Annotated in this window: 23 protein-coding genes; 9 read left to right on the forward strand and 14 right to left on the reverse strand. The window is 68.9% G+C overall.

The window, feature by feature from the left end; all coding sequences use genetic code 11:
- Both IEZ17_RS38240 and IEZ17_RS38245 read right to left on the reverse strand, forming a co-directional pair.
- Window positions 1-446: WXG100 family type VII secretion target (locus IEZ17_RS38240; RefSeq protein WP_189308237.1), on the reverse strand; the 446-nt coding region annotated here is incomplete at its 3' end.
- The gene (locus IEZ17_RS38245) at window positions 443-754 is read right to left on the reverse strand and encodes a hypothetical protein (protein ID WP_229853034.1); all 312 of its coding nucleotides are present in this window, start codon (window positions 752-754) and stop codon (window positions 443-445) included. The genes IEZ17_RS38245 and IEZ17_RS38240, both read right to left, overlap by 4 nt.
- A 239-nt stretch (window positions 755-993) precedes the next feature.
- On the opposite strand from IEZ17_RS38245, the gene IEZ17_RS38250 reads away from it, so the two are divergent.
- The 3 genes from IEZ17_RS38250 (at window position 994) to IEZ17_RS38260 (ending at window position 4,879) form a co-directional block, all read left to right on the forward strand.
- A complete protein-coding gene (locus tag IEZ17_RS38250; RefSeq protein ID WP_189308239.1) occupies window positions 994-1,395 on the forward strand; it encodes a hypothetical protein in 402 nt (133 codons plus the stop codon).
- Between the two features lie 239 nt (window positions 1,396-1,634).
- A complete protein-coding gene (locus tag IEZ17_RS38255) occupies window positions 1,635-3,830 on the forward strand; it encodes an amino acid adenylation domain-containing protein (protein WP_229853035.1) in 2,196 nt (731 codons plus the stop codon).
- A complete protein-coding gene (locus IEZ17_RS38260; RefSeq protein WP_189308240.1) occupies window positions 3,827-4,879 on the forward strand; it encodes an SUKH-4 family immunity protein in 1,053 nt (350 codons plus the stop codon). Before IEZ17_RS38255 ends, IEZ17_RS38260 begins: the two co-directional genes overlap by 4 nt.
- Before the next feature lie 85 nt (window positions 4,880-4,964).
- Here the strand turns inward: IEZ17_RS38260 and IEZ17_RS38265 are convergent, their stop codons facing one another.
- Window positions 4,965-5,312, reverse strand: coding sequence for a hypothetical protein (locus IEZ17_RS38265; protein ID WP_229853036.1), 348 nt, complete (start codon window positions 5,310-5,312; stop codon window positions 4,965-4,967).
- Here IEZ17_RS38265 and IEZ17_RS45620 point away from each other — a divergent pair.
- The gene (locus IEZ17_RS45620; protein ID WP_444544834.1) at window positions 5,311-6,006 is read left to right on the forward strand and encodes a WXG100-like domain-containing protein; all 696 of its coding nucleotides are present in this window, start codon (window positions 5,311-5,313) and stop codon (window positions 6,004-6,006) included. The two genes, IEZ17_RS38265 and IEZ17_RS45620, sit on opposite strands and share 2 nt — an antisense overlap.
- Here IEZ17_RS45620 and IEZ17_RS38270 read toward each other — a convergent pair.
- The 3 genes from IEZ17_RS38270 to IEZ17_RS38280 all read right to left on the reverse strand — a co-directional run bounded on the left by IEZ17_RS38270 (window position 5,894) and on the right by IEZ17_RS38280 (window position 7,765).
- Window positions 5,894-6,250, reverse strand: a complete 357-nt coding sequence (locus IEZ17_RS38270; protein WP_189308241.1) for a hypothetical protein — start codon at window positions 6,248-6,250, stop codon at window positions 5,894-5,896. The two genes, IEZ17_RS45620 and IEZ17_RS38270, sit on opposite strands and share 113 nt — an antisense overlap.
- A 13-nt stretch (window positions 6,251-6,263) precedes the next feature.
- Window positions 6,264-7,343 (reverse strand): WXG100-like domain-containing protein, encoded by a 1,080-nt coding sequence (locus tag IEZ17_RS38275; RefSeq protein WP_444544835.1) that lies wholly within the window; start codon window positions 7,341-7,343, stop codon window positions 6,264-6,266.
- A gap of 77 nt (window positions 7,344-7,420) precedes the next feature.
- The gene (locus IEZ17_RS38280) at window positions 7,421-7,765 is read right to left on the reverse strand and encodes a WXG100 family type VII secretion target (RefSeq protein ID WP_189308243.1); all 345 of its coding nucleotides are present in this window, start codon (window positions 7,763-7,765) and stop codon (window positions 7,421-7,423) included.
- Between the two features lie 249 nt (window positions 7,766-8,014).
- On the opposite strand from IEZ17_RS38280, the gene IEZ17_RS44030 reads away from it, so the two are divergent.
- Entirely contained in the window at window positions 8,015-8,698 is a 684-nt protein-coding gene (locus IEZ17_RS44030) for an RDD family protein (RefSeq protein WP_189308244.1), read from the forward strand.
- 288 nt (window positions 8,699-8,986) lie between these two features.
- Here IEZ17_RS44030 and IEZ17_RS38290 read toward each other — a convergent pair whose 3' ends face one another.
- Window positions 8,987-9,520, reverse strand: coding sequence for an ATP-binding protein (locus IEZ17_RS38290; protein ID WP_189308245.1), 534 nt, complete (start codon window positions 9,518-9,520; stop codon window positions 8,987-8,989).
- Between the two features lie 132 nt (window positions 9,521-9,652).
- Here IEZ17_RS38290 and IEZ17_RS38295 point away from each other — a divergent pair, with 132 nt between their 5' ends.
- Together IEZ17_RS38295 and IEZ17_RS38300 are read left to right on the forward strand one after the other, a co-directional pair.
- Window positions 9,653-10,501, forward strand: coding sequence for a helix-turn-helix domain-containing protein (locus tag IEZ17_RS38295; protein ID WP_229853037.1), 849 nt, complete (start codon window positions 9,653-9,655; stop codon window positions 10,499-10,501).
- Window positions 10,498-10,710, forward strand: coding sequence for a DUF397 domain-containing protein (locus IEZ17_RS38300; RefSeq protein ID WP_189308246.1), 213 nt, complete (start codon window positions 10,498-10,500; stop codon window positions 10,708-10,710). Before IEZ17_RS38295 ends, IEZ17_RS38300 begins: the two co-directional genes overlap by 4 nt.
- Before the next feature lie 150 nt (window positions 10,711-10,860).
- On the opposite strand, the gene IEZ17_RS38305 is transcribed toward IEZ17_RS38300, so the two are convergent.
- The 7 genes from IEZ17_RS38305 to IEZ17_RS38335 form a co-directional block, all read right to left on the reverse strand.
- Entirely contained in the window at window positions 10,861-12,177 is a 1,317-nt protein-coding gene (locus IEZ17_RS38305; protein WP_189308247.1) for a S8 family peptidase, read from the reverse strand.
- A gap of 88 nt (window positions 12,178-12,265) precedes the next feature.
- Entirely contained in the window at window positions 12,266-13,789 is a 1,524-nt protein-coding gene (locus IEZ17_RS38310; RefSeq protein ID WP_189308248.1) for a WXG100 family type VII secretion target, read from the reverse strand.
- Between the two features lie 51 nt (window positions 13,790-13,840).
- Complete coding sequence (locus IEZ17_RS38315; RefSeq protein ID WP_189308249.1) at window positions 13,841-14,149, reverse strand: hypothetical protein; 309 nt, start codon at window positions 14,147-14,149, stop codon at window positions 13,841-13,843.
- Window positions 14,142-15,422: a type VII secretion-associated serine protease mycosin gene (mycP, locus tag IEZ17_RS38320; RefSeq protein ID WP_229853038.1), complete on the reverse strand. Its 1,281-nt coding sequence runs from the start codon at window positions 15,420-15,422 to the stop codon at window positions 14,142-14,144. The genes IEZ17_RS38315 and mycP overlap by 8 nt, the downstream gene beginning before the upstream one ends.
- 237 nt (window positions 15,423-15,659) lie before the next feature.
- A complete protein-coding gene (locus IEZ17_RS38325; protein WP_189308251.1) occupies window positions 15,660-15,953 on the reverse strand; it encodes a WXG100 family type VII secretion target in 294 nt (97 codons plus the stop codon).
- Window positions 15,954-16,078: 125 nt separating this feature from the next.
- On the reverse strand, window positions 16,079-16,408 hold the full coding sequence (locus IEZ17_RS38330) for a WXG100 family type VII secretion target (RefSeq protein WP_189308252.1): 330 nt from the start codon (window positions 16,406-16,408) through the stop codon (window positions 16,079-16,081).
- Window positions 16,409-16,722: 314 nt separating this feature from the next.
- On the reverse strand, window positions 16,723-18,384 hold the full coding sequence (locus tag IEZ17_RS38335) for a type VII secretion protein EccB (RefSeq protein ID WP_189308253.1): 1,662 nt from the start codon (window positions 18,382-18,384) through the stop codon (window positions 16,723-16,725).
- Between the two features lie 346 nt (window positions 18,385-18,730).
- On the opposite strand from IEZ17_RS38335, the gene eccE reads away from it, so the two are divergent.
- Both eccE and IEZ17_RS38345 read left to right on the forward strand, forming a co-directional pair.
- Window positions 18,731-19,957, forward strand: a complete 1,227-nt coding sequence (eccE, locus tag IEZ17_RS38340) for a type VII secretion protein EccE (protein ID WP_189308254.1) — start codon at window positions 18,731-18,733, stop codon at window positions 19,955-19,957.
- A complete protein-coding gene (locus IEZ17_RS38345) occupies window positions 19,957-20,799 on the forward strand; it encodes a hypothetical protein (RefSeq protein WP_189308255.1) in 843 nt (280 codons plus the stop codon). The genes eccE and IEZ17_RS38345 overlap by 1 nt, the downstream gene beginning before the upstream one ends.
- The last annotated feature ends 12 nt before the right edge of the window (window positions 20,800-20,811 follow it).

The following is a 20,811-nucleotide window of genomic DNA, read 5'->3' on the forward strand; positions in this document are numbered from 1 at the left end:
GTGACGACCGGACCGTTGCCCTGTCCGCCGCCCCCTCCCTTGCCGCGCTTGCCGAAGGCACCGCCGAGGGAGTTGGCGAGCTGGCCCAGCGCCATGAAGCCGTACGTCATCTGCGGGCCGCCCTGAGAGCCGTTCTGGGAGCCGGAGTTGTCCACCGGCGGTGCGTCGTGGTCCGCGCTGCCGCTGTCGGCGTGGTGCGCGGTGGCGGCGCTGTCGAGGTCGGCCGCGGCCAGCTCGAACGCCGGCAGCGCGTCGTCGACGCCGCGCTTGAGGTGGTGCCACTCCGCGGCGAACGCCTCGCCCGCCGGACCGTGCCAGTCGGCCGCGGCGGCGGTGCCGACATGCCGGTCGAGGTCGCGGACGAGTCCGTCCAGGTGCCTGCCCATCTCCCGCCAGCCGGCCGCCGCTTCGTGCAGCGCCTCGGGGTTGCGCCGTGGCTCCGTCACTTGTTGACGCTCCGCATCATCTCGACCAGCTCGTCCTCGGCCGCCTGCGTGTTCGCGACGGTCTCCTTGATGCCCCCGCCGACCTCGGCGAGCTTCTCCTGGAGCTGTACGAGGGCGCGCTCGGCCTCCTCGAACAGCTCGCGGTGCGGCCGGGCCGCCTCGTCGCTGCCGAAGCCGTCGCGCAGCGCGTCGGCGTCCGCCCGCCGTCTGAACGCGCTCAGCTGCCGGCCCAGTTCTTCCGCCTGTATCTCGAAGGACGTACCGAGCTTGTGGAGCGTCTCGGTACTGAGCCGGACCTCATCGGACATCATTTCTCCCCGAATTGAATGACAGCGACCTGCTGAACATCGCCACAGGTCTAGCACACAGGCAATAGGCCCGACGCCCGCTGCGGAAGGGCCGGTGTACGAAGCAGGGAAGGGGATACGGAGCAATATGCGGCAATACCGACAACCCCGTCTTGACGACCCGTTCACACCCGTTATTAGACTCTGACGCCAGCGCAGCACACGCGGTTGCCGTTCCACCACGTACCCAGGGGGCAGACATGAGCAATGAGCGGCAGATCGAGGACGCGGACCTGATGGACGTCGCCCATGACCAGGAGCAGGCGCAGCGTCTGCGGAAGGCACTGAAGGTCCTCGCCGAGAACCCCAACGTGGGCGGCAAGCTCCAGGAGATGGCCAAGGAGGTGCTCTCCGGCCGGATCAGCATGAAGGACGCCATCGAGACGCCCGACTACATGGGTGCGCTGGGCGACCGCATGGGCCAGATCCGGCGGGCGGCGGAGAACCAGACGCAGGCCGAGCGCGAGGAGTCCCGCGCGAAGTTCGCCGAGTGGCAGGAGAAGCAGCAGCAGGAGGAGGACCGCGAGCGCGCCGAGCGCGACGCACCGAGCCTCAACCTCGTCACCGGCCCGCGCCGGGGCGGCGGTCGCGGACACCGCTGAACCCCGCGGAATTCCGGCCGCCGGACCGGCGGCCGGAATTGCCGAATTATCGGGCACTTATCGGGCACACAGTCGCAGCAGCGCATAATTCCATGCTTTTCCGGCACCGCCCTCTCCACATTCTTCCGGGAACGGCCACCCCGGGCCGTGCCGCACCACCCGGCCCGGAACATAGGATCTAGCCGGTACACGCACGATCCACGAGGTGGAGGGCGGGATTGATGGGGGACGAGGAAGTCATGAGCGCCTCAGCCGACGCGGCGGAATCAGCCGACGCAGCAGAAGCAGCCGGCACGGCGGGATACGCGCCGCATCCGTACATCGGCGGACGCACCGCCGCGCTCCGCGCCCTCGCGGCATGGCGCATGCAGTGGCCCGGCGCACCGCGCGTCATCGTGGTCACCGGCAGCCCGGGGAGCGGCCGTTCGCGCCTGGTGGCCGGGTTCCTGATGATGTGCGACCCCGAGTACCGCAAGCGGCTCCCGCTGGACGACCTGGACCCGGCGACGGTCCCGCCGGACCTCCCGTCACCCGCCGTCCCGGACCCCAGGGGCCGTACGTCCGCACAGCTGCTGTGGCTGCTCGCCGACCATCTCGGCCTCGAAGCGGCCCGCACCGAGGACATCTTCACCGAACTCGCCGCTCGTGAAGAGCCGGTGACCATAGTGGTGCCGGATGTGGATCTGGCCGGTCCGGTACGCCCCGTCAACGAGCCGGCGCGGCTGATACGCGACGTCCTCACGCCGCTCGCCGCGACCCCGACGGTCCGGCTGCTCGCCGACGTCCCCCGCGAACTCGCCGCCGAGCTGGCCGGTTCGGCGCCGGGCGGCCAGGTGCAGGTCATCGACCTCGACGAGCCCGAGTGGGCCGACCCCGAGGGCCTGGTGCTGCACGCCGAGACCGCGCTCACCCCGGAGGCCGGGGCACCCGACCTCCCGTACACCACCGACCCGGACGCCCGCCGGGCGCTCGCCGAGGCGCTGGCCCGGCGCGCGAACGGCAGCCGGCTGACCGTCCACCTGGCCGTCCGCGCGCTGTTCGCCCTGCCTGAGCCCGGGGACGTCGACCCGGCGGACGCGTCGCAGCTTCCCTCCACCGTCGGCGAGGTGCTGGACCTGCACGCCCGCCGCCTGGGCGCCGAACCGCTGACGCTGCGGCAGATGCTGGCGCCGCTGGCGTTCGCCGAGGGCGACGGGCTGCCGGTCCAGCTGTGGCGCCCGCTGGCGAGCGCCGTCGCGGGCCGCGACATGGGCCAGGCCATCGCCGAGGGGATGCTGCTCGCGGCACCGTTCATCGAACCGGTGGAGTCCGGGGAACCGGACGGAGGGGCCGAGGACGGCGCCGGGGACGGCTCCGGCGGCCGTACGCTGCTGCGGCTGACGCATCCCGGACTCGCCGCGGAGATCCGGGCCGGCTTCACGGACCCCCGGGACACCCAGACCAGGATCGCCATGGCGCTCCTGGAGGCGGTACCGCAGCAGGACTGGTCCCGGGCCGATCCGTACGTCCGCGACTACCTGGCGGCGCACACCCTCGACGCCGGTCTGCTCCCCCAACTCCTCACCGATCCGGGCCTGTTCGCGCACGCCGAACCGGTCGCGCTGCGCGCCGCCGTCGAGGCCGTGCCGCTCGACCAGCTGGGCGCCCCGGCCCACACGTATCTGCGCACCGCTCCCCTGTTCACCCGCTCCGAGGCCCCGGCCGAGATGCGGGCGGCGCTCCTGGAGACCGCGTTCGTCGAGGACGGCCTCCAGCCGTACGCGGACGCCGTGCACGGCCTCGGCTTCGACCTGCCGTGGCGCACGCTGTGGAGCCTGCCGCTGACGGGTGTGGTCTCGGTGGCGCCCGCCTTCCTCCTGCCGCAGGGCGAGGGAGAAGGGGGCGAGGGAGGTGGCGAGGCCGCCGGCGACTCCCGTCCCGTCGCCGCCCTGGTGGTCCCTGTCGGGACTCCCCATGCCCGCCCGCTGCCCGACTCGGACACCGCCCTCCTCCTCCACGACCTCCTCCGCCCGGGGCACCTCGATGCCCACGCCGCGCGGATGCGGCGCCCTTCGGAGGACGAACAGGCGGCGTCCCCCTACGGATTGAGCCGAGGCGCCGACTACCTGCGCATCTGGGCCCGGGAGAGCGGCGAGGTGGTGACCGCGCTGCTCTCCGACACCCCGTTCCGCGACGCCGACCTCTCGCCGCAGGGCGTCCTGCTCACCGCCACCGAACGCGGCGTGACGGCCCGTCAGATCACCGCGCCGACTCGGATCACCGCGCCGGTCCCGGCGCCCGCCCCGGCGCGGGCCGGTGCCCCCCTCCCGGCTCCCGCCCCGGAGTCCGGCCCCGAGGTCACGCCCACCATCCCCGCCCAGGCCACCGGCACCGCCCCCGCCGCCGACGCCGCTTCCCAGGACCGCCCCCAGGGCGTCGAAGGAGACCACTCGTGAACACCCAGGCCCAGGCCGCCACCCCCGCGGGCGAGCCGCCGGTCACCGGCCCCGGCAACACCGCCGTGGCGACCTACCGCGACCCGTCCACGGGCGAGGACACCAGCCTCGCCCGCGTCTCGGCGCCCGGCCGGCCGCCCGCCGAGTACCAACTCCTCACCGAACTCCAGCGGTTGGGCGTGAACGGCGCCGACGTCCGCGCGGTGCACACCGACCTCCGACCGGCGCTGCTCCCCGGCGGCTACACGGGCGACTTCGTGCTCCGGGCCTTCCCCAACGCCGCCTTCTCCTGCACCGCGGGCTACGGCATGCGCCCCGAGGAGCGCGCCGAGGGCATCGCCGGGCTGCTCCGCCAGGTGGCGACGATGTACCAAATGGCGGGCAAGCAGGCACCGCCGCAGCCGCACCGCGTCCCCGTACCGCAGTCCGTCGCGCCCGCGCTGCCGATGAGCACCGAGGAGCTCGGCAGCCACCTCGCCGAGGTCTTCGGCACGGAGGGCATCCTGCGCGCCGACGCCGGCGCCCTCACCGGCACCGAGCTGCCCGAGGACGCCAGGGCGACCCTGGCAACGGCCGGCCTGCCCCGCCAGGTCCCGTACTTCTTCACCGCCGACGAGCCCGGAAACCCGCCGGCCGGCGGCCTGTTCGCCGACGTCGCCACCCACCTCCGGGCGACCGGCACCGACGCCGGTCCGCAGATCCTGGAGACCCTCGCCGGCTACGTCCGGATCGGCACCGACGGCCTGTACGCCATCGCCGTGCAGTGCACCGCCCCCGAGGACGACCCGAGCCAGCAGGGCACCCTCTGGGCCGTCCAGCCGTCCACCGGCGGCGCCCGCTTCGTCAACCGCTCCGCCGCCGCCTACGCGCGCTCCCTGGCCCTCCTGGCCACCACCCGGCGGCAGATGCAGGGCATGGACCCGTACGCGGCGGGCGCCACCGTCGCGGCCTTCCAGGAGCAGCTCACGGCGATCGACGCCTGGGCGCTGGACGACGCCGGCAACTGGTGGTCCCTGATCGTCGAGCAGATGTGGCACGGGTTGTTCTGAGGAGCGGCTGTTCCGAGGAGCGGCTGTTCCGACGCACCGGCCGTACTGAGGACACGGCGTCCGGCTGAGGCCGGCGACCGTGCCCTCAGGGCAACAACAGCCAGTCCGCGGCAATCGCTGCCGCCAGTCCCACGCCCAGCAGCCAACTTCCCAACCGGGTACGCCCGTTCCGGGCCAGTTCGATGACGATCCCGCAGAGGACGAGTGCGGCTCCGTACACCCCGACGACCAGTACCGACGTACGGGACGCCAGCCGCACCACGAGCAGCACCGCCATCAGGCCCATCATCACCGAGGCCAGCACGACCCGCACCCGCCGGGCCTGCCGAGGCGTCAGCCCGACTCGGTTCCCGCTGTCGCCCTCGGAGTCGGGAAGGGGCTGATCAGACCAATCGGACTGGTCGTTGCCATGATCGTTGTCGGCTGCGTCCATGAGCGGAAATGCTACGGGACGGCACACAGCCCGGACCTGCTGCCCCAGGCGGCTCAATTCCGCCTGGTTTTCGTTGAGTTTCCCCATCTCCACAAGCGGTCGGTGGCAGCGTCTTCCCACCTTGGCACGCATACCCGCAGATCGCCTGGCGTGCCTCGGCCACGACTGGCCCGGCGCCGACGAGGACAAGCTCCACGCGTGCGCCCAGGTATGGCGCACCTTCGCCGATTCGGTGAACCAGGCGCGGGACCAGGGCTCTTCGGCGGCCGACGCGGTCGCTTCCGCCAACTCCGGCGACGCCGTCGACGGCTTCGAGAAGGAACGGGGGCGCGTACGACGGCAGTGGCGGCAGCGGGGACCACTACTTCCGCGACGCCGCGGCGACGGACGAGGCCATCGCGGTGGCCTTCGACGCGGCGGCCATCGCTGCGCCCCAGGATCCCCCAGGGCCGCTGCGTTCCGACCATCGCGGCCGGTCCCGCAGCGGCCCTGCCGCACAGTACGCGCCGAGCCCGCCAACTCCCGCCCGGCCCTGCCGGTTTCCGCCGACTTGTCCCGTCAGCGGAAACCGCTGACGCGGATCAGTACCTCGGCGACCGGCCGGAGGCGCCGCCTCCGCGCGGTTCCTCGTCCGGGTCGTACTCCCGGACGGCCTGGCGCTGCTGCGGCGACATCGTCCGCCACTGCTCCCTGAGGGGGGCCAGCCCCTCGCTCAGCGCGCGGTGCCCCGAAGAGTCGTCCAGGACGTCCTTGAGCTGGACCCGGCCGCTGAGCATCTTCTTCGCCAACTCCCTGAGCGCTTCGGGGGCGTTGGGGTTGTCGCGCACCGCGCGCAGGGTCTTGGTGCGGTGCTCGTTCTGCTCCTCGGTGAGGTCCTTCTCCTCGATGGGATAGTCGCGGTCGCCGAGAGCATCGGTGTTGGGGTTGCTGTTGCGCATCGTGGGGCTCCTGTCAGCCGAAGGTGGAACGGGCCCGGTCGCTCTCGGCCTGGCCGGAGGCGGTGGTGGGGGCCGGGGGCGGGGTCGGACGGGGAGGCGTCGACCGGTCGTGACCCGAGCCACCCGACGTCGAATGGTGGCCACCCGAGTTCGAGTGCGATTCGCCCGACTCCGGTTCCCCCTCCCCCTCCTCCTTCTTCTCCTTCGTGCCGGTCTCGTAGACGGTCTTGGCCCCGCCGATCTGCTCGAGTCCCCCGTCCCAAATCTGGCGAGCGCCCCCGGAGAGATCACCTTCCGCGATTTTCCCGACGCCTTCGGCCTGGTGGTACATGCCCATCGCGACCTTGCCGGCGCCATCGGCCTTGAAGCCGTACTCGCCCTTGTCGTCCTTCGTGATGGTGCCCGCGATCGGCTTCAGCGCCGGGTTGACCGCTGCCACTCCCATGTCGGTCCAGTTGACGCCGTCCTGCTTGCCTTGGTAGATGGCCTTGCCCTGGTTGTAGGCTTCCTTACCGACCGACTTCGCCGTTTCCTTGCCGATCTTGACGAGGATTTCCCTGACGGAGGCGACTTCCCGCTTCGCCAGGGACTCGGTGACCTTCGCGGTGATCTTCTCCGCGGCCTCCTTCAGGGCCCGCTTGACGAGCATCCGGATCATCACGACGCGACCGGCCAGAGCCGCCTCGGAGGCACCGAAGGTGACCGGAGCGGATGCCTGGGCGATGGCGAACTCGATGGCCAGATCGATGAGCTGGGCGATGACGTAGATCTTCAGCGCCACCACGATGACCGCGCACACATCAAGCAGGGCCGCCAGGATCTCGGCCGCGCCCGCCAGCGCTTCCAGGTAGCCGAACTCGATGAGTCCGTTCTTGGTGAAGCGGTCCCAGGCTTTGCCGAAGCCGTCGATCGCGTCACCGGAGTTGGAGCCGCGTACCGTGCCGGCCGCGGAGTTCCCCTGGTTCATGGCCTGGTGGCAGTCTTGCGCGAACGAGCGCCACGCCTCCGCCGCCTCGATCATCTTGTCTTCGTCGAGATTGGGCCACTCGAAGCCCAGCAGATCGAGGACCCAGTCGACCTCGCTCGGCAGCATGATGGACACGTTGTACTCCCCCTGGAAACACAGGTGTTGATGGATGGCTGGAGCCGACCGAAAACGGTACGGAAGGGCTAGACCTTGCCCTGGCCCTCGGGCGCGATCTTGGAGAGGACGGAGACCTGTTCCAGCTCGGTCGCCTCGTAATCCTTGGCGATCGTGTCGAGCTTGGTGCCGAGGTCGCCGAGCGCATCCTCAAGGTGGGGCAGCGCCATCATGATGACCTTGCTCACCGGCTTGTACGCCTTGAGGAGCTGGTCGACGATTTTCGCGGAATCGTCCCCCCAGCCCTCTTCGCACTCCGTGACCTTGCTTTTGAACTTTTCGGCCGCGCTACCGAAATTGTGCGCGATGTCCGAGAAGTTCTTACCCTGCGTCTTGAGTACATTCGGGTCGATCTGGTACCCGGAACCTGCCACGGAGTGCCCCCTGTGCTTGCTTCACGTCACGTAGGTTGGCGATAAGCCTACCGGAGTGCGTAGTTGGCATCCTTGTCGGGGAAACGGAATGCAGATCGCGCCCAAAGACGGAACCGGGCCGTGCAGGGCTTTCATGCCGGTGCGTACACCAAGACCATGACCGACCTGGATACCGCATTCCGGGCCAGGCCCTCCCGAAGAGACCCACCGGCCGACGCCCGGGCCGACGCCGTGGAAGGATCCATACCCATGTCAGGCCAAGACTTCCCACCGCAGCAGCCGTACCCGCAATACAACCAACAGCCACCGCAACAGCCGTACCCGCAATACAACCAACAGCCTCCGCAACAGCCGTACCCGCAGTACAACCAGCAGCCTCCGGCGCCGTATCAACAGCAGCCGTATCAGCAGGCCCCACCGCCCAACGGACAGTACGGGTACCAGCCGACGCATCAGCAGCCGCCCGCGCCGTATCAACAGCAGCCGACTCCTCCCCAGGCACCGGCCCCAGGCCTCCCCGAACCCGTCAGCGAAGCCCGCCGCTTCCTGACAAGCGTGATCGACGGCTTGTTGTCCGCGGCCGTCGGCTACCTCGGCTTCGTCGTCGCCCACAACCCTCGGCAGGGCGTACTCACCGGACTCGGCGTGGCCTTCGGGTTCGCCTTCATCAACCACGTGCTCCTGACCCGCGTCTCCGGCGCGAGCCTCGGCAAGCTCATCACCCAGACCCGCGTGATCCTTTCAAGCGATGGCGGCCGGCCCCGCCTGCCCCGGCTGTTCCGCCGCTGGCTGGCCGGATATCTCTTCGTGGTCATCGCGTACATAGCGGACTGGTTCCGCAAGATCAACATCGGCCACAAGGACCCGTATTGGTGGCCGGATCTGCCCAAGGACTTCTGCGGCATCCGTCTGGTGCGCTCCGACGACGCATAGGCGGCGAATCGAGGCGGGCGAGGTCCTCGGCCGTTCCCACGGCGGACCGGCCACCGACCTCCACCTGAGCGCGGAGGGGAAGTACCGCCCGCCGTCGCCGGCCATCACGCCGGGACGGCGGGCGGACTTGCACCCGGACCGCCGAGATCGGCAAGAAGCTCGCCGACGCATCCGTCGACGGCATCACATGCGGCACCGGGGACCTCACCGAGCCCAAGACCTCCATCGACCACGCCCCGGACCACCTCACCGGTAGGAGCCTGGACGCAGCGCAGAACGGTCGCCCCCTCAGCCGTCCGCCGGCGTACGCGTCGCCGCGACGTACTCCGCCCACACGGTCTTCCCCGGACCACCCGCCCGCGGAACGACGCCCCATCCGGCCGCGAGGCGCGCAACGATCAGCAGCCCGCGGCCGTTCTCCGCGAGCGCGCCGGTGCCCCTGTCCGCCCCCTCCCCGGCTTCACCGCCCAACGTGACCGCGGGCAGCCGCTCGCTCCGCGTATCGGACACCTCGACACGGAAGCGGCGGTCACCGGGCTCACCTGTCGGCACGGAAACCGTCAGGCACAGCGCGAAATCCCTCCCCGGTACGTGACCGTGCCGCACGGCATTGGCGGCGAGTTCACCGGCGATAGCGGTTACGGACTCATTGATCTCGCCGTCGTAGGGATACCCCCACTCGTCGAGACGGTGCGACGTCAGCCGGCGGGCCAGCCGGGCACCGCGCGGTGTGGAGGTGTAACGCATCGCGAACTCGCCGATTCCGGCGGGGGTTTCGCCGATTTCGGAAAATGCCCCGGAAGAGCGGACTGTGCTGTTCATGGCCCCAACCCTCGTGCCCCGCCCGTACCTTTGACGAGGAGTGACGCGCTGACCACAGCGCGTTGTACGTACGGGGCAAACACGGGTACGCAGCGGGTGGCACGACCCCGAAAGGCGCGGAAGGCGGCGGACATGGCGACCATGGCCGACTTGGACGACGACGGTCAGCAGGCGGAGTACGAGCCCGGATCGGGGATCTTGGTGGTGTTCGGGCGCCAGCTCAAGCGCTTACGGGAATGGGCGGGGATGGAACGCCCCGAATTCGGCGCGAAGACGGGCTACTCCCCCGCGACCATCGCCTCGTTCGAACAGGGACGGCGTATCCCGCCGCCCGCGTTCATCGACAAGGCGGACGAGGTGCTGGGGGCACACGGCGTCCTCAAGGAGATGAAGGAGGAGGTGGCGCGGGCGCAGTATCCGGCGTTCTTCCGGGATGCGGCGCGGTTGGAGGCCAAGGCGGTCGAGTTGCATGTCTACGCGACGCAGGCGGTGCCGGGCCTGATGCAGACGGAGGAGTATGCGCGGGCGGTGTTCGGGATGATGAAGCCGCCGCTGGACGAGGAAGTCATCGAGCAACGCGTGGCCGCACGCCTGGCACGGCAGGAGATCTTCGTACGCCGACCGACGCCGTTATTGAGCTTTGTGATCGACGAGTCAGTGCTGCTGCGCCCCATCGGTGGACGCGACGTGCTGCAAGGCCAGTTGGAGCAGATTCTTCTCATCGGCCAGCAGAAAGCCGTCGAGCTCCAAGTCATGCCACTCGGGCAAGTGGAGAACGCGGGGCTGGCGGGCCCCTTCACCTTGCTTGAGACCAAGGAAGGGCGCAGGATCGCGTACGTGGAGGTTCAGAACATGAGCCGCCTTCACACAGGCCGGGATGGGGTCCGGGCACTTGAGCACAAGTACGGGACCCTTCGTGCTCAGGCCCTTGCCCCCAAGGAGTCACTCGCCTACGTCGAGAAGGTGTTGGGGAAGACATGACCGTTGAATCAGCGAAGCAGGACACGTACCAGCTGGTGTGGGTGAAGAGCAGCTACAGCAGCGAGGAAGGTGGTGAATGCGTCGAGGTCGCGCCCGGCTCCACCGATGTGCACATCCGCGACTCGAAGGACATCACTCGGTCCGCGCTGAGAGCGTCCCCCGCCGCCTGGGCCGCATTCGTCGACTTCGCCATAGCCCAGCCAGCCTGACGGGTACGGGGGTGGCGCTCAACCCCTCCGAGACATGAGGCACAACGCGCCCCGAACGCCCTCCCCTCCCAAACGTATTGGGGTCCGCAGCCCGAAGGCCGCGGACCCCAATATGTCTGTTTCCGCTCTTTTCTACTTCACTTCAGAGCCTTACCGGCCAGGCGGCTGCGTGGGCGGAGCCTGCGGGTACGAACCGGGCGCGCCGGGCTGCTGCTGGTACGGGCCCTGCGGGTTCGGCACAAAGCCGCCAGGACCACCAGGCCCACCCGGACCACCGAAGCCACCGGGCGGCGGGCCATTGCGGCGGTTCTTCTTGGCCACCAGCACCACGACCACGATGATGACGACAAGGACGAGCCCCACAACGCCAACGAGGATGAGGAAAGGCACGCTCAGGCCCTTGTGGCTGGTGATCTTAGGGCCGGCTTCATTGTTGCCGGCTGCGCTGGAGGGATCGGACGACGCTCCACCCGTCAGTGCGGGGAACGGACCATCCTTGGAACCGGCGGGGACGTCCTTGGTAAGGGCGCTGAAGGGCTTGATGAAGCCGTAGCCGTAGTGCGGGTCCGGGAGCTTCATGTTCGGCATGTCCACCGGGATGGCAGCCGTCTTGATCATGCGGTTGGCGACCTGACCAGCAGTCAGGTTGGGGAACTTGGAACGGAGCAGGGCGGCGGTCGCGGAGACGTAGGCGGTGGCGTCGGAAGTGCCATTAGCCAAGCGGTACTTGCCGTTAACATCCTCTACTGGACTAGCGGACCTGATGTGCACGCCCGGGGCAATCAGCTTGACGTGAGGACCGTAGTTCGACTTTTCCCAGACGTAACCGTGGTCGTCCACTGCTCCCACTGCGAGAACGCCTGGCGCCGCAGCTGGGAATTTGGGGGTACCGACCCCATCGTTACCCGTAGCGGCAATTAGCAGCACGTCATGCTTGCGGGCATAGTCAATAGCCTGTTGTTCCTCCGGAGAAAGCTCCGAGCTCCCGGTGCCGAACGACATGTTCACAACCTTCGCGCCCTGGTCCACCGCATACCGAAGAGGCCCAGCGAAGTCAGAACTCCCCGTGTCCGTTCCAACGGGGAGGATCTTGGCGTCAGGAGCCAACCCCTTTACGCCGTCGGCTCCCCCGGGCCCATGCCCGTGGCCAGCAATGAGCGAAGCCATGGCTGTCCCATGCTCTCGCTGCTGGTACGCATGATCTCCAGTTCCCCCAGAGATGAAGCTCTTTCCCGGGAGCACGTTTCCTTCGAGATCAGCATGGCTGCCGTCCACAGGGTCATCTATAACAGCGACCGTTACGCCCTTACCGGTTGAAATCTTCCAGATCGACTCAGCGTCGAACTTTTGCAACGGCCACTGGTCGTTTCTGATCTGGTCTGCCGCAGCAACCGGCGCGGTGCCGAAGAGCAGTGCCCCCGCCACTACCGCGCCGCTTACCGCACGCAGCGTCCGCGTGAAGCTCATGCCATTACACCTTCCTCACAGAGTTGGGGCCCGCAGCCCGAAGGTTGCGGGCCCCAAGCGTGTCTGCCGATTGCTTGTCCGGCCGTTCCTACTCGATGACCCGGGGAGCCACATTACGCTCCGGCGTCCAGGTCTCCTCGTCCTCCACCAGGTAATCGGGACGGCTGCCGTCCTGCCCCTTGCCCTCGCCCTTGCCGCCGTGGGCACCGTGGGCGCCGCCCATCATGCCTGCCGGGCGACGTCCGCCGGATGCCTTGGAGCCGGCTGCGGTGCCCCCGCGGCTGCGGTGCAGACCAGAGCCACCCTGGGCTCCGCCACTGGCTTTGCCACCGGACTTCCCGATGACTCCGCCCTTCTGCCGAGCTTGCGCACCACCGGCGCCGCCGCCCTTGACCCCCGCTCCCTTTCCTGCACCACCGCCATGGGCGCCGCCCATGCCCGGCATACCGGCGCGGCCCGTGCCAGGTTTAGCACCCGCGCCACCAGGTCCGGTCTTCACGCCCCCAGCGCCACCAGGTCCGGTCTTCACGCCCCCAGCACCGCGGCCGGTCATACCACCGCCGGGCATACCCGGTACGCCGCTGAGACCGCCGCCGCCTGCTCCACCGCCACTAGGCATGTGAACGCTGGCGCCACCGCCACCGCCACCGCCACCAAGACCGGGCATCTTGACCCCGGCGCCACCGCCGCCACCGCCCTGGAGGCCGTCCAGACCGGTGTGTACGTCGGGAATCTTCGGCTTCATAGAACCCATACCGCCGTTAATGCCATGCTCGTTGGGCATCTTGGGCATCTCGGGCGTCTTCGGCGTGGGGGTCGATTGCATGCCCCGCGTGGGGATCTTCAGGCCGCCCCCGCCGCCACCTCCAAGGCCGCCGCCGCCCGGACCACCCATGCCAGGCATGGGCATGGGCATGGTGCCCATGCCGTTGGTGGGGTCCTGGTGCTCGGGGACTTTTTCGTCGTACCTACCGGTGCCCGGCGTAGGCGGCTTGAGCGAAGACGCCCGCACCACATAAGCCGTCCCCAGGTTCTCCATAGCCACAGCGGCCTGAAGCCGGTGCTTCTGGTGGCCGGACAGATTGTCCTTGTTGGCGTCGAGGATCCCTTGGGTACTCACGCCATCCTGCTTCAACGCCTTGTCCAGATCTTTGTCGTCGATCTGGTCCGACCAGGGCATGTCGCCCCAGACGTCATCGCCCCAGTTCCAGCCGTCGTCGACCGGCTTGACCTTGTCGATGGCCGTCTGAAGGTCCTGAGCCGTCTGCCCCATGACCTGCGCCGTGTGGCTGGCGTAGGGGGCCCCAGAGGTGAAGTTCTGGCTGATCTCCTGAGCCCGCTTGGCGAACTTCTCTGCCGTATCGCCGTGCCAGGACTCCAGCACCTTCTTCACGGCATCGTCGAACCGCTTCTGGATCCCGGCGCCACCGTCACCAGGTCCGACCAGGTCGTCGTGAAGAGCCTGCCAGTGCCCGGCAACGTCCCGGACATGCTGGACGTCGGCACCATCCAGCATGCCCTTCAGACCCTTCAGGTCATGCTGATTGAACTTGGTTGTGAATGAATCCCACGAATTGCCACCCGTGGGAGCACTGCTCGTGTCTCCACCCATCTGTGGACCCCCTTCTCGTTCACCTACAGATCAACCGCCGTACTGCCAAGGTCACTTGAACTTGTTGTCGTGCTCGGCGTCCTCGTAGTGTTCTTTCGTCTTCTTGGACTTGTCGCCGAAGTCGTGGATCAGACCCTCGATCTTGTCGACGATCTGCTGCTGGATGAAGTCCTTCATGTCGTTGTGAGCCTTGTGCATCTTGTCCCGCTCATCAAAGCCCTTCCCCAGCGCCCCATCCGCCAGGTAAGTCTGGTTCTTGGCCTTGTCCTTAGGGCCACCCATGTCCTTCAGGACCTGGTTGAGCTCCTTGACGAGCTGATCAAGCGCATCGAGATCAACGCCGTATTCCTTGCTAGCCATTCTTGGCCTCCCCGTGTGATGTGAGTCCGGTCTTGCGGCGCCAGTCGCGCATGGCGACCGAGGAGCCCACGACCGCGGCGACGGCCAGGAGTCCGCCGCCGACGATGTAGATGGCGATGCGGGCCGTTCGTTCCTCGTCGGTCTCTCCGAGGGAAACGGCGGCCGGGATGATGTTGGAGACACCGGCGGCGTTGTTCGACTTGTCCGGCGTGGGCGGACCGGTCGGCCGCGTGTTGTCGTTGAGGGCGGCGACCGGGTTGATGACGCCCCAACCGATGTTGTTGTCACGGCTCTTGCGGACGCGGTCGGCGGTCTGCTCCAGGTGCGAGATGATCTGCGCCGGCCCCCACTTCTCCTTGTCGTCCTTGTGCTTGGCGATCAGGAGGGCCGCGGCGCCCGCCGCGTACGGCGAGGCGAAGCTGGTGCCCTGGTCGACGCAGTTGCCGCCGAGGGGGACCGTGGAGACCATGTCGACGCCGGGGGCGGCGATGCCGACGAAGGAGCCGGCCTGGGAGAAGGGGGCGCGCTCGTTGTTGCGGTCGGAGGCGGCGACGGCCAGGACGTTGTCGAACTCCGTGCTGAACGCGGCGGGGTAGATGTTCTGCTCCGCGCCGCTGGCGCCGCTGTTGCCGGCCGAGGCGATGATCAGGACGTTGTGGGCCGCGGCGTTCTTCACCGCGTCCTTGAGCGATTGGAGCAGCTTCTCACTCGCGGCCGTGCCCTGCGAGATGTTGATGACGTCGACCCCGTCGGACACCGCGTCGTTGATGGCCTTGGCGAGGCTGTCGGCGGTACCGGCCTGCTCGTCGCTGGTCTGCTGGTACGGGATGACCGTGGCCTCGGGTGCAAGGCCGTAGAAGCCCGACGTGGACTGCGGGCGGGCGGCGATGATGCCGGCGACCTTGGTGCCGTGGCCGACCTTGTCCTGGGTCGCCTTGCCGTCCTTGACGTAGGTCCTGCCGGCGCCCCCGATGGCGTCCTGGAGCTGCTTGTTGCCCGCGTCGATGCCGGTGTCGATGACACCGACCTTGATGCCCTTGCCCTTGCCGCTGGCCCACATCTGGTTGGTCAGCAGGCGCTGGAGGGACCAGGGGGTCTCTTTGATGTCGTCGGTGCCGAACTTGCACTCACCGCTCTGGAGCGGGGTGTTCTGGTCCGCGACCGCCGGCGCGGCGGCGGCACTCGACAGGCCGACGATGCACGCCGCCGTGACCAGTGCGCCCGTCGCTCGGCGACGGTGCCCGGCTCGTTGACCAATGGCGCGAGATCCCACGGGTTGTCTGCTCTCCATACGTGGCGAATGTGGCGGGTGGGGCGAGGCGAGGGGTTTGGACGGTGCGGGGTGAGGAAGTAGTGGAGAAGGGGGAGGTGTGGTGCGGATGCCCTTGGACCACGTGGCCGGACGGCAGAAGGGCGAGCGCACATGCCGCGCGCTCGCCCTCAATAACCACTGTGCGAGCCGTCGTTGGGCCGCTCAGCCGTCTACCATCCGTACTCGCGCGATGCGAGGTCAGCCGCCCCAGATACCGGCGTTCTTGTGCTCGGTGCTCTGGTAGTTCTGAGCCGCGGTGTCCAGCGCCTTGGCGATGGCCTCCAGCGTCTGCTGGAGGTGGGCGGCGCGCTGGTCCCACTCGCGCTGGCGGGCCTGGTAGCCCTCCTGCGCCGCACCTTCCCAGCTCGCGGCGACCTTCTTGACGCCGGACTCAAGGTCGTCGAGCTGCTGGCGGATGTTGCCCGCCGTCTGGCGCACGTCCTGACTTGCCTGCTGGATCGTCGCAAAATTGACGAGGATCTGGCCACCCATGATGTCTCCTCAGGGGGTGATGATGTCTGATCAGTTCGCATGCCGCCGCGGGCCGGGCCGAGTTGGCCGGCCCGCCCGTTCTGCGGCGGCTGGGCCGTTGCGCCGCGGTCAGCGACGCGGCCTCATCATCCGAACGGGGAGCCGCCACCGGCCTGCGCGGTAACGTGCGACATCGACTGCGCCTGGTCCTCTTCGGAGGCGACGTAGTTCTTGTTCGTCTCGTCGATGGCTTCCTTGATCTCCGCCAGCAGCTGGTTGATCCGGTTGCCGTCCTCGTTCACCTGCGACTGGAGCTGGTGGTACGAGGTGGCCGCCTGGCCCTTCCAGCCCGAGGTGATGGTGTCAACGACCTGGTTCAGGCGCTGGAGCTCACCCTGAATTGCGTGATTGACCGATTCGATCTTGCCGGAGAAGGCATGCATCTCCTCCCCGGTCATTGTGAACTGACCAGCCATACCCAACGTCCCCCATGAGACTCGTGCGTCGTCCGCGCGGTGCCGGCCAAGGCGCTGCGCGGTGGGCGTCTGTTGCTGACGCCTCCTGCCACATTACCCACTCCACACGGTTGTTCCCAACAGGGGGGAGGGACTTGTGACGGGATCACAACAATGCCAACTGCGCCCCTACGGAGCGCAGTTCACAAGAAACGGACAGATGTGGCGATTTCAGCCACTAATTGCTAGCGGGAATTCGCGGCGGGGCCGCGGCCGGATCCGGGCATCGCATCGGAGCGCCCGGCCGCGGACCCCGCACGGGCCGTCGGAAGACCTCAGGACGCCTGCGGCTGGCTGGCGCTCTTGACGTCCAGGGAGGGTCCCGCGGAGAGCAGCTTGGACCACGCCGACAGGAGCAGCGGCGGGTGCGCGTCCTTGTAGCCGAGGTGGATCTGCGCCTGGTCGGTGTCCTGCTTGTCGCTGCCGGCCTTGGTGGCGGAGTCGTTGTTCCGCGGGACCGAGTAGCGCAGGCCGGTGTCGGTGACCAGGAAGAGGGTGCCGGAGCCTTGGGAGGCGGTGTCCACCTGCTGGTAGAGCAGACCGCTGCCCGGGGTGACGTACGAGGTGGAGCCGGCGGCGATCTTGGCCGGGTAGTCCTTGCCGACCCAAGTGGTCATGTCCGGCACGCCGTTGGCGTAGCCCAGCTTGTCGGCGCCCGGGTACTTGGTGTTGGTGCCCTTGTAGACACTGCACGAGACGCCGTTCGGGGTGGGGCTGGACAGCCCGCCGGTCTGGGAGCCGTGCGCGAAGTCGTTGGCCGCGCTGACGGTCTCGGTGGGCCAGGGGTTGTCGATGCCCACGACGGGGACCTTGCCCAGGAAGGTGACCGCGTGGTTGGTCTCGTCGAGCTTCGGGTGGACGCTGCCGATCGCCACGTTCACCGGCTGGAGGCCCGTGCCGCTGCCGTTCACCTGCGCCGCGTTGGTGCCCTGCGCCAGGAGGTTGGCGACGAAGTTCGAGACCTGCTCGACACCGTCCTTGACGACCACGTACTTCTGTCCGTCGCCGGCCTGGAGGAGCGAGCCGACCTTCCTTGCCGCCGCCGGGACCTTGCTGTCGGTGGTCAGGGTGCCCGCTCCCTCGACGGTGGGCATGCTGATCGCGAACGGGCTCTTGACCAGGGTGTTCATGAACTCCGCGGTCACCTTCTGGGGCTCGGCCTGGGAGCCGAAGATGGTGCGGCGCAGCGATCGGTCGGCCTCGGTGTCGGTGTGCTTGACGCCGGCCTGCTGCTCCGTCATCGCCTGGTGGGAGTCGGCGATCATCTTGAACGCGAAGCCGTTGTGGTCGATCAGCCACTTCACGCCGTCGGGGTCCTCGACGTAGAGCGCCTGGTGGAGGTCGAGCTTCCCCTTGCGGGTGTCATCGATGTCCTGCTTGTCCTTGCCGTCGAGCACGAAGACGGCCTGCTGGCTCTTGCTGTTGACACCGCTGCCGGGGCGGTCGCACACCGCCCAGGTCTTCGGCTTGTCGACCTGGGCCGGGTCGGGCAGCCGGTCCGGGGCGTACGGGATGCCGATAGCCGCGCCGTGCGTCAGCTTTCCGTCGAGCTGGGATTCCTGGACCTTGACGACCTGGAACTTCTGCGGGTCGAGAAGGAGCCTTGCCGATGCCAGATTCAGGATGGGGTGGAGGAGTTTTTCCTTTTTGCCGTTGGCGTCCTTGCTCTCCAGAACGACGTAGCGGGTGGTGGATTTATCCCCGACGAGGACGTTTGTCCCCACGGAGTCCCACCCCTGCGGCGCAACCGGCTGGAAAATGCCCCAGGCCCCGAACCCCATGCACACCAGGGCCCCCATGATCACGCTGGGCACCACCGCTTTCAACGGCTTGGGCGCGCTTTCGATCGAGCCGTTCGGCAGCGGCTTCAGAAATGCCGCATTCGTGCGCTTCCGTGCGAACGAATACGCATTCAGCTCGTCCCGACGTGATGCCATTGTTGCTTTCTCTCCCCGCCTGTTGGATCCACAGCGACCGCCCCCGGCACTCACGCCGTAGCGCCCTCTACTATGCCGTGTACCGATCGAGCCGTACGGTACGGGTGCCACCTTCCAACGCACCAGTCCGACGCATCAGTCTCAGCGGGCAGCCGATACGCCCAGAGGCACCATCACCAGTAGAGGAGCAGGCCGGGGGATGTCCAGCGCCACCAGGGCTCGACGCCGCAATGGGCGGCAACAGCAGCAACAGCCTTCCGCTGCACCGCAGTACGCGGGAAACGCGGGCCAGAACGGCACAGCGCCGGGCAACAGAGGAAACGGCGGCCGGGGCGCGGTCGGTCCGGTGTCGCCGCGGCTCCGCCAGCAGGCCGGCACCATCGGCGGCATCCGCGTCCAGCAGCTGGCCATCATCGAACTCGCCGCGGCGCTGGTGCTGGTGGGCTGGACGATCCACCCGGCCGCGCTGACCGCGGCCATCGTGGTGGCGGCTCTTCTGGTCGTCTTCGCGATCGGCCGGCGGCGGAAGATCCCGCTGCCGGAGTGGATCACCACCGTGCGCGCCATGAAGCGCCGCGGCAAGAACAGCAGCGCCGCGCTCGCGGCGACCCAGGGCGTCGACCCGGCCATCGCCCCGGTCGTGGAGTGCGAACCCGCGCTGCGCACGTACGAGTACACGGCCGAGGCCGACCAGCGCGCCATCGGCTTCGTCGGTGACGGCACCTTCCTCACCGCCATCGTCCAGGTGGACTCCCGCGACGAGCCGCTCCGGCCGCACCGCGGCAGCCACATGCTGCCGCTGGAACTGCTGCACACCGCGCTCGACATCGAGGACATCCACCTGGAGTCGACGCAGTTCGTCCAGTACACCCAGCCCGCGCCGGCGCCGCACCTGCCCGAACAGGCCGTCGCGGCCCGCTCGTACGCGCCGCTCCAGGCGCAGTCCCAGACGCCCGCGGTGCAGCTGACGTGGATCGCGCTGAAGCTCGACCCGGAGCTGTGCGCCGAGGCGATCGAGGCGCGCGGCGGCGGGATGGAGGGCGCCCAGCGGTCGCTGCTGCGCGCCGCCGACCAGCTCGTCAGCCGGCTCACCGCGCACGGCGTGCGCGCCAAGGTGCTCGACGAGCGCGAGGTGGTGGCCGCGATCGGCACCGCGGTGTGCGTGAGCCCGCGGGCCGCGAACGGCGCGATGGGGCGGGACGGGCGGGCGGCCCGGCGTACCCAGGAGACCACCCGCGCGATGCGCTGCGACGACCGCTGGCACACCACCTACTGGATCGGCCGGTGGCCCCAACTGGGCCAGGGCGGCGCCCCGTTGGCGGCCGTCACGCAGCTGCTGACCAGCACCCGGGCGATGGCGAGCACCTTCTCGCTGACCGCCACGCACGGCGGCGGCCGGATGCCGGCGATCACCGGCTACATCCGCCTGTCGACCCGTAGCGACAACGAACTCTCCGCCGCGCAGACCGAGTTGGAGCGCCGTTCCGGTTCCGCGAAGGTCGGACTCGTACGGCTCGACCGCGAGCAGCTGCCCGGCCTGCTGGCCACGCTTCCCCTCGGAGGTACCCGCTGATGGGCACTCCCACGTATCAGCCCCGTGTCAACGTCAGCAGCGACGGCTGGCGCACTCCGACGGGAGGCGTCTCCGGCGGACGCCGGCTCTCGCACCAGATGCGCCCGGAGGAGCAGCAGTCGGAGCCGACCGGCCCCAAGCCGCGGCCCGGTTTCGGTCTGCGCGGCCCGCGCCGCAACCCGCACGTCCTGACGGCCGATGCGCTGGCCTCGCTGACCCTGCCGGTCGGCGACGACGGCGTCATCATCGGCATCGACCCGCAGAACCAGCCCGCCGTGCTGAGCATGCTGCGGCCCGCGCCGATGGAGATCGTGCTGGTCGGCAGCATGTGGATGGCCCAGGTGCTGGCGCTGCGCACGGTCGCGACGGGTGCCCGGGTCGCGGTGGAGACCGCCCGGCCGCCGGCCTGGGGCCAGATGGCGCAGGCCGCCGGCGGCGGCCAGCAGTGCGTGTCGGTCCATGAGGTGCGCCAGATCGGGCCGCAGGGACCGTCGGTTTCCAGCCCCGTTCTGGTCATCCGGGACATGGGCGCCCGGCCGCCGCGCAACCAGCTCGCGCCGAGCCCCTGGCAGAGCGTGCTCACCGTGCTGCCCTTCCTCGGGCCGCGGTCGCCGCAGATGCTCAGCCGGGTCGACCTGGTCGGCCTCCAGCGGCTCTCGCCCGAGGAGGCGGAGGTGGTGACGCGCATCATGCGGCTGCCCGAGCAGGTCGGCGCGGTGCTGCCGACGCTGAGCGACAACGCCATGCTGTGGTGCCGGCGCGACGGCGACCACCAGTTCGTCATGACCCAGCCCACGGAGGCGGAGACCAACCTGCTCGGCGGGCCGCGCCGTATGGACTGACCACCATGACGG

This window comes from Streptomyces albospinus (assembly GCF_014648695.1).
In the GTDB taxonomy this organism is placed as follows: Bacteria; Actinomycetota; Actinomycetes; order Streptomycetales; family Streptomycetaceae; genus Streptomyces; species Streptomyces albospinus.

Coding starts and splice junctions, on each gene's coding strand:
- IEZ17_RS38345 (WP_189308255.1), top strand. CDS start 19,957: ATGGGCACTCCCACGTATCAGCCCCGTGTCAACGTCAGCAGCGACGGC.
- IEZ17_RS38265 (WP_229853036.1), bottom strand. CDS start 5,312: ATGGACGCAGCCGACAACGATCATGGCAACGACCAGTCCGATTGGTCT.
- IEZ17_RS38310 (WP_189308248.1), bottom strand. CDS start 13,789: ATGGGTGGAGACACGAGCAGTGCTCCCACGGGTGGCAATTCGTGGGAT.
- IEZ17_RS38330 (WP_189308252.1), bottom strand. CDS start 16,408: ATGGCTGGTCAGTTCACAATGACCGGGGAGGAGATGCATGCCTTCTCC.
- IEZ17_RS38270 (WP_189308241.1), bottom strand. CDS start 6,250: ATGCGCAACAGCAACCCCAACACCGATGCTCTCGGCGACCGCGACTAT.
- IEZ17_RS45620 (WP_444544834.1), top strand. CDS start 5,311: ATGAGCGGAAATGCTACGGGACGGCACACAGCCCGGACCTGCTGCCCC.
- IEZ17_RS44030 (WP_189308244.1), top strand. CDS start 8,015: ATGTCAGGCCAAGACTTCCCACCGCAGCAGCCGTACCCGCAATACAAC.
- IEZ17_RS38255 (WP_229853035.1), top strand. CDS start 1,635: ATGAGCGCCTCAGCCGACGCGGCGGAATCAGCCGACGCAGCAGAAGCA.
- IEZ17_RS38295 (WP_229853037.1), top strand. CDS start 9,653: ATGGCGACCATGGCCGACTTGGACGACGACGGTCAGCAGGCGGAGTAC.
- IEZ17_RS38250 (WP_189308239.1), top strand. CDS start 994: ATGAGCAATGAGCGGCAGATCGAGGACGCGGACCTGATGGACGTCGCC.
- IEZ17_RS38315 (WP_189308249.1), bottom strand. CDS start 14,149: ATGGCTAGCAAGGAATACGGCGTTGATCTCGATGCGCTTGATCAGCTC.
- IEZ17_RS38245 (WP_229853034.1), bottom strand. CDS start 754: ATGTCCGATGAGGTCCGGCTCAGTACCGAGACGCTCCACAAGCTCGGT.
- IEZ17_RS38335 (WP_189308253.1), bottom strand. CDS start 18,384: ATGGCATCACGTCGGGACGAGCTGAATGCGTATTCGTTCGCACGGAAG.
- IEZ17_RS38325 (WP_189308251.1), bottom strand. CDS start 15,953: ATGGGTGGCCAGATCCTCGTCAATTTTGCGACGATCCAGCAGGCAAGT.
- IEZ17_RS38290 (WP_189308245.1), bottom strand. CDS start 9,520: ATGAACAGCACAGTCCGCTCTTCCGGGGCATTTTCCGAAATCGGCGAA.
- IEZ17_RS38300 (WP_189308246.1), top strand. CDS start 10,498: ATGACCGTTGAATCAGCGAAGCAGGACACGTACCAGCTGGTGTGGGTG.
- IEZ17_RS38275 (WP_444544835.1), bottom strand. CDS start 7,343: ATGCTGCCGAGCGAGGTCGACTGGGTCCTCGATCTGCTGGGCTTCGAG.
- IEZ17_RS38305 (WP_189308247.1), bottom strand. CDS start 12,177: ATGAGCTTCACGCGGACGCTGCGTGCGGTAAGCGGCGCGGTAGTGGCG.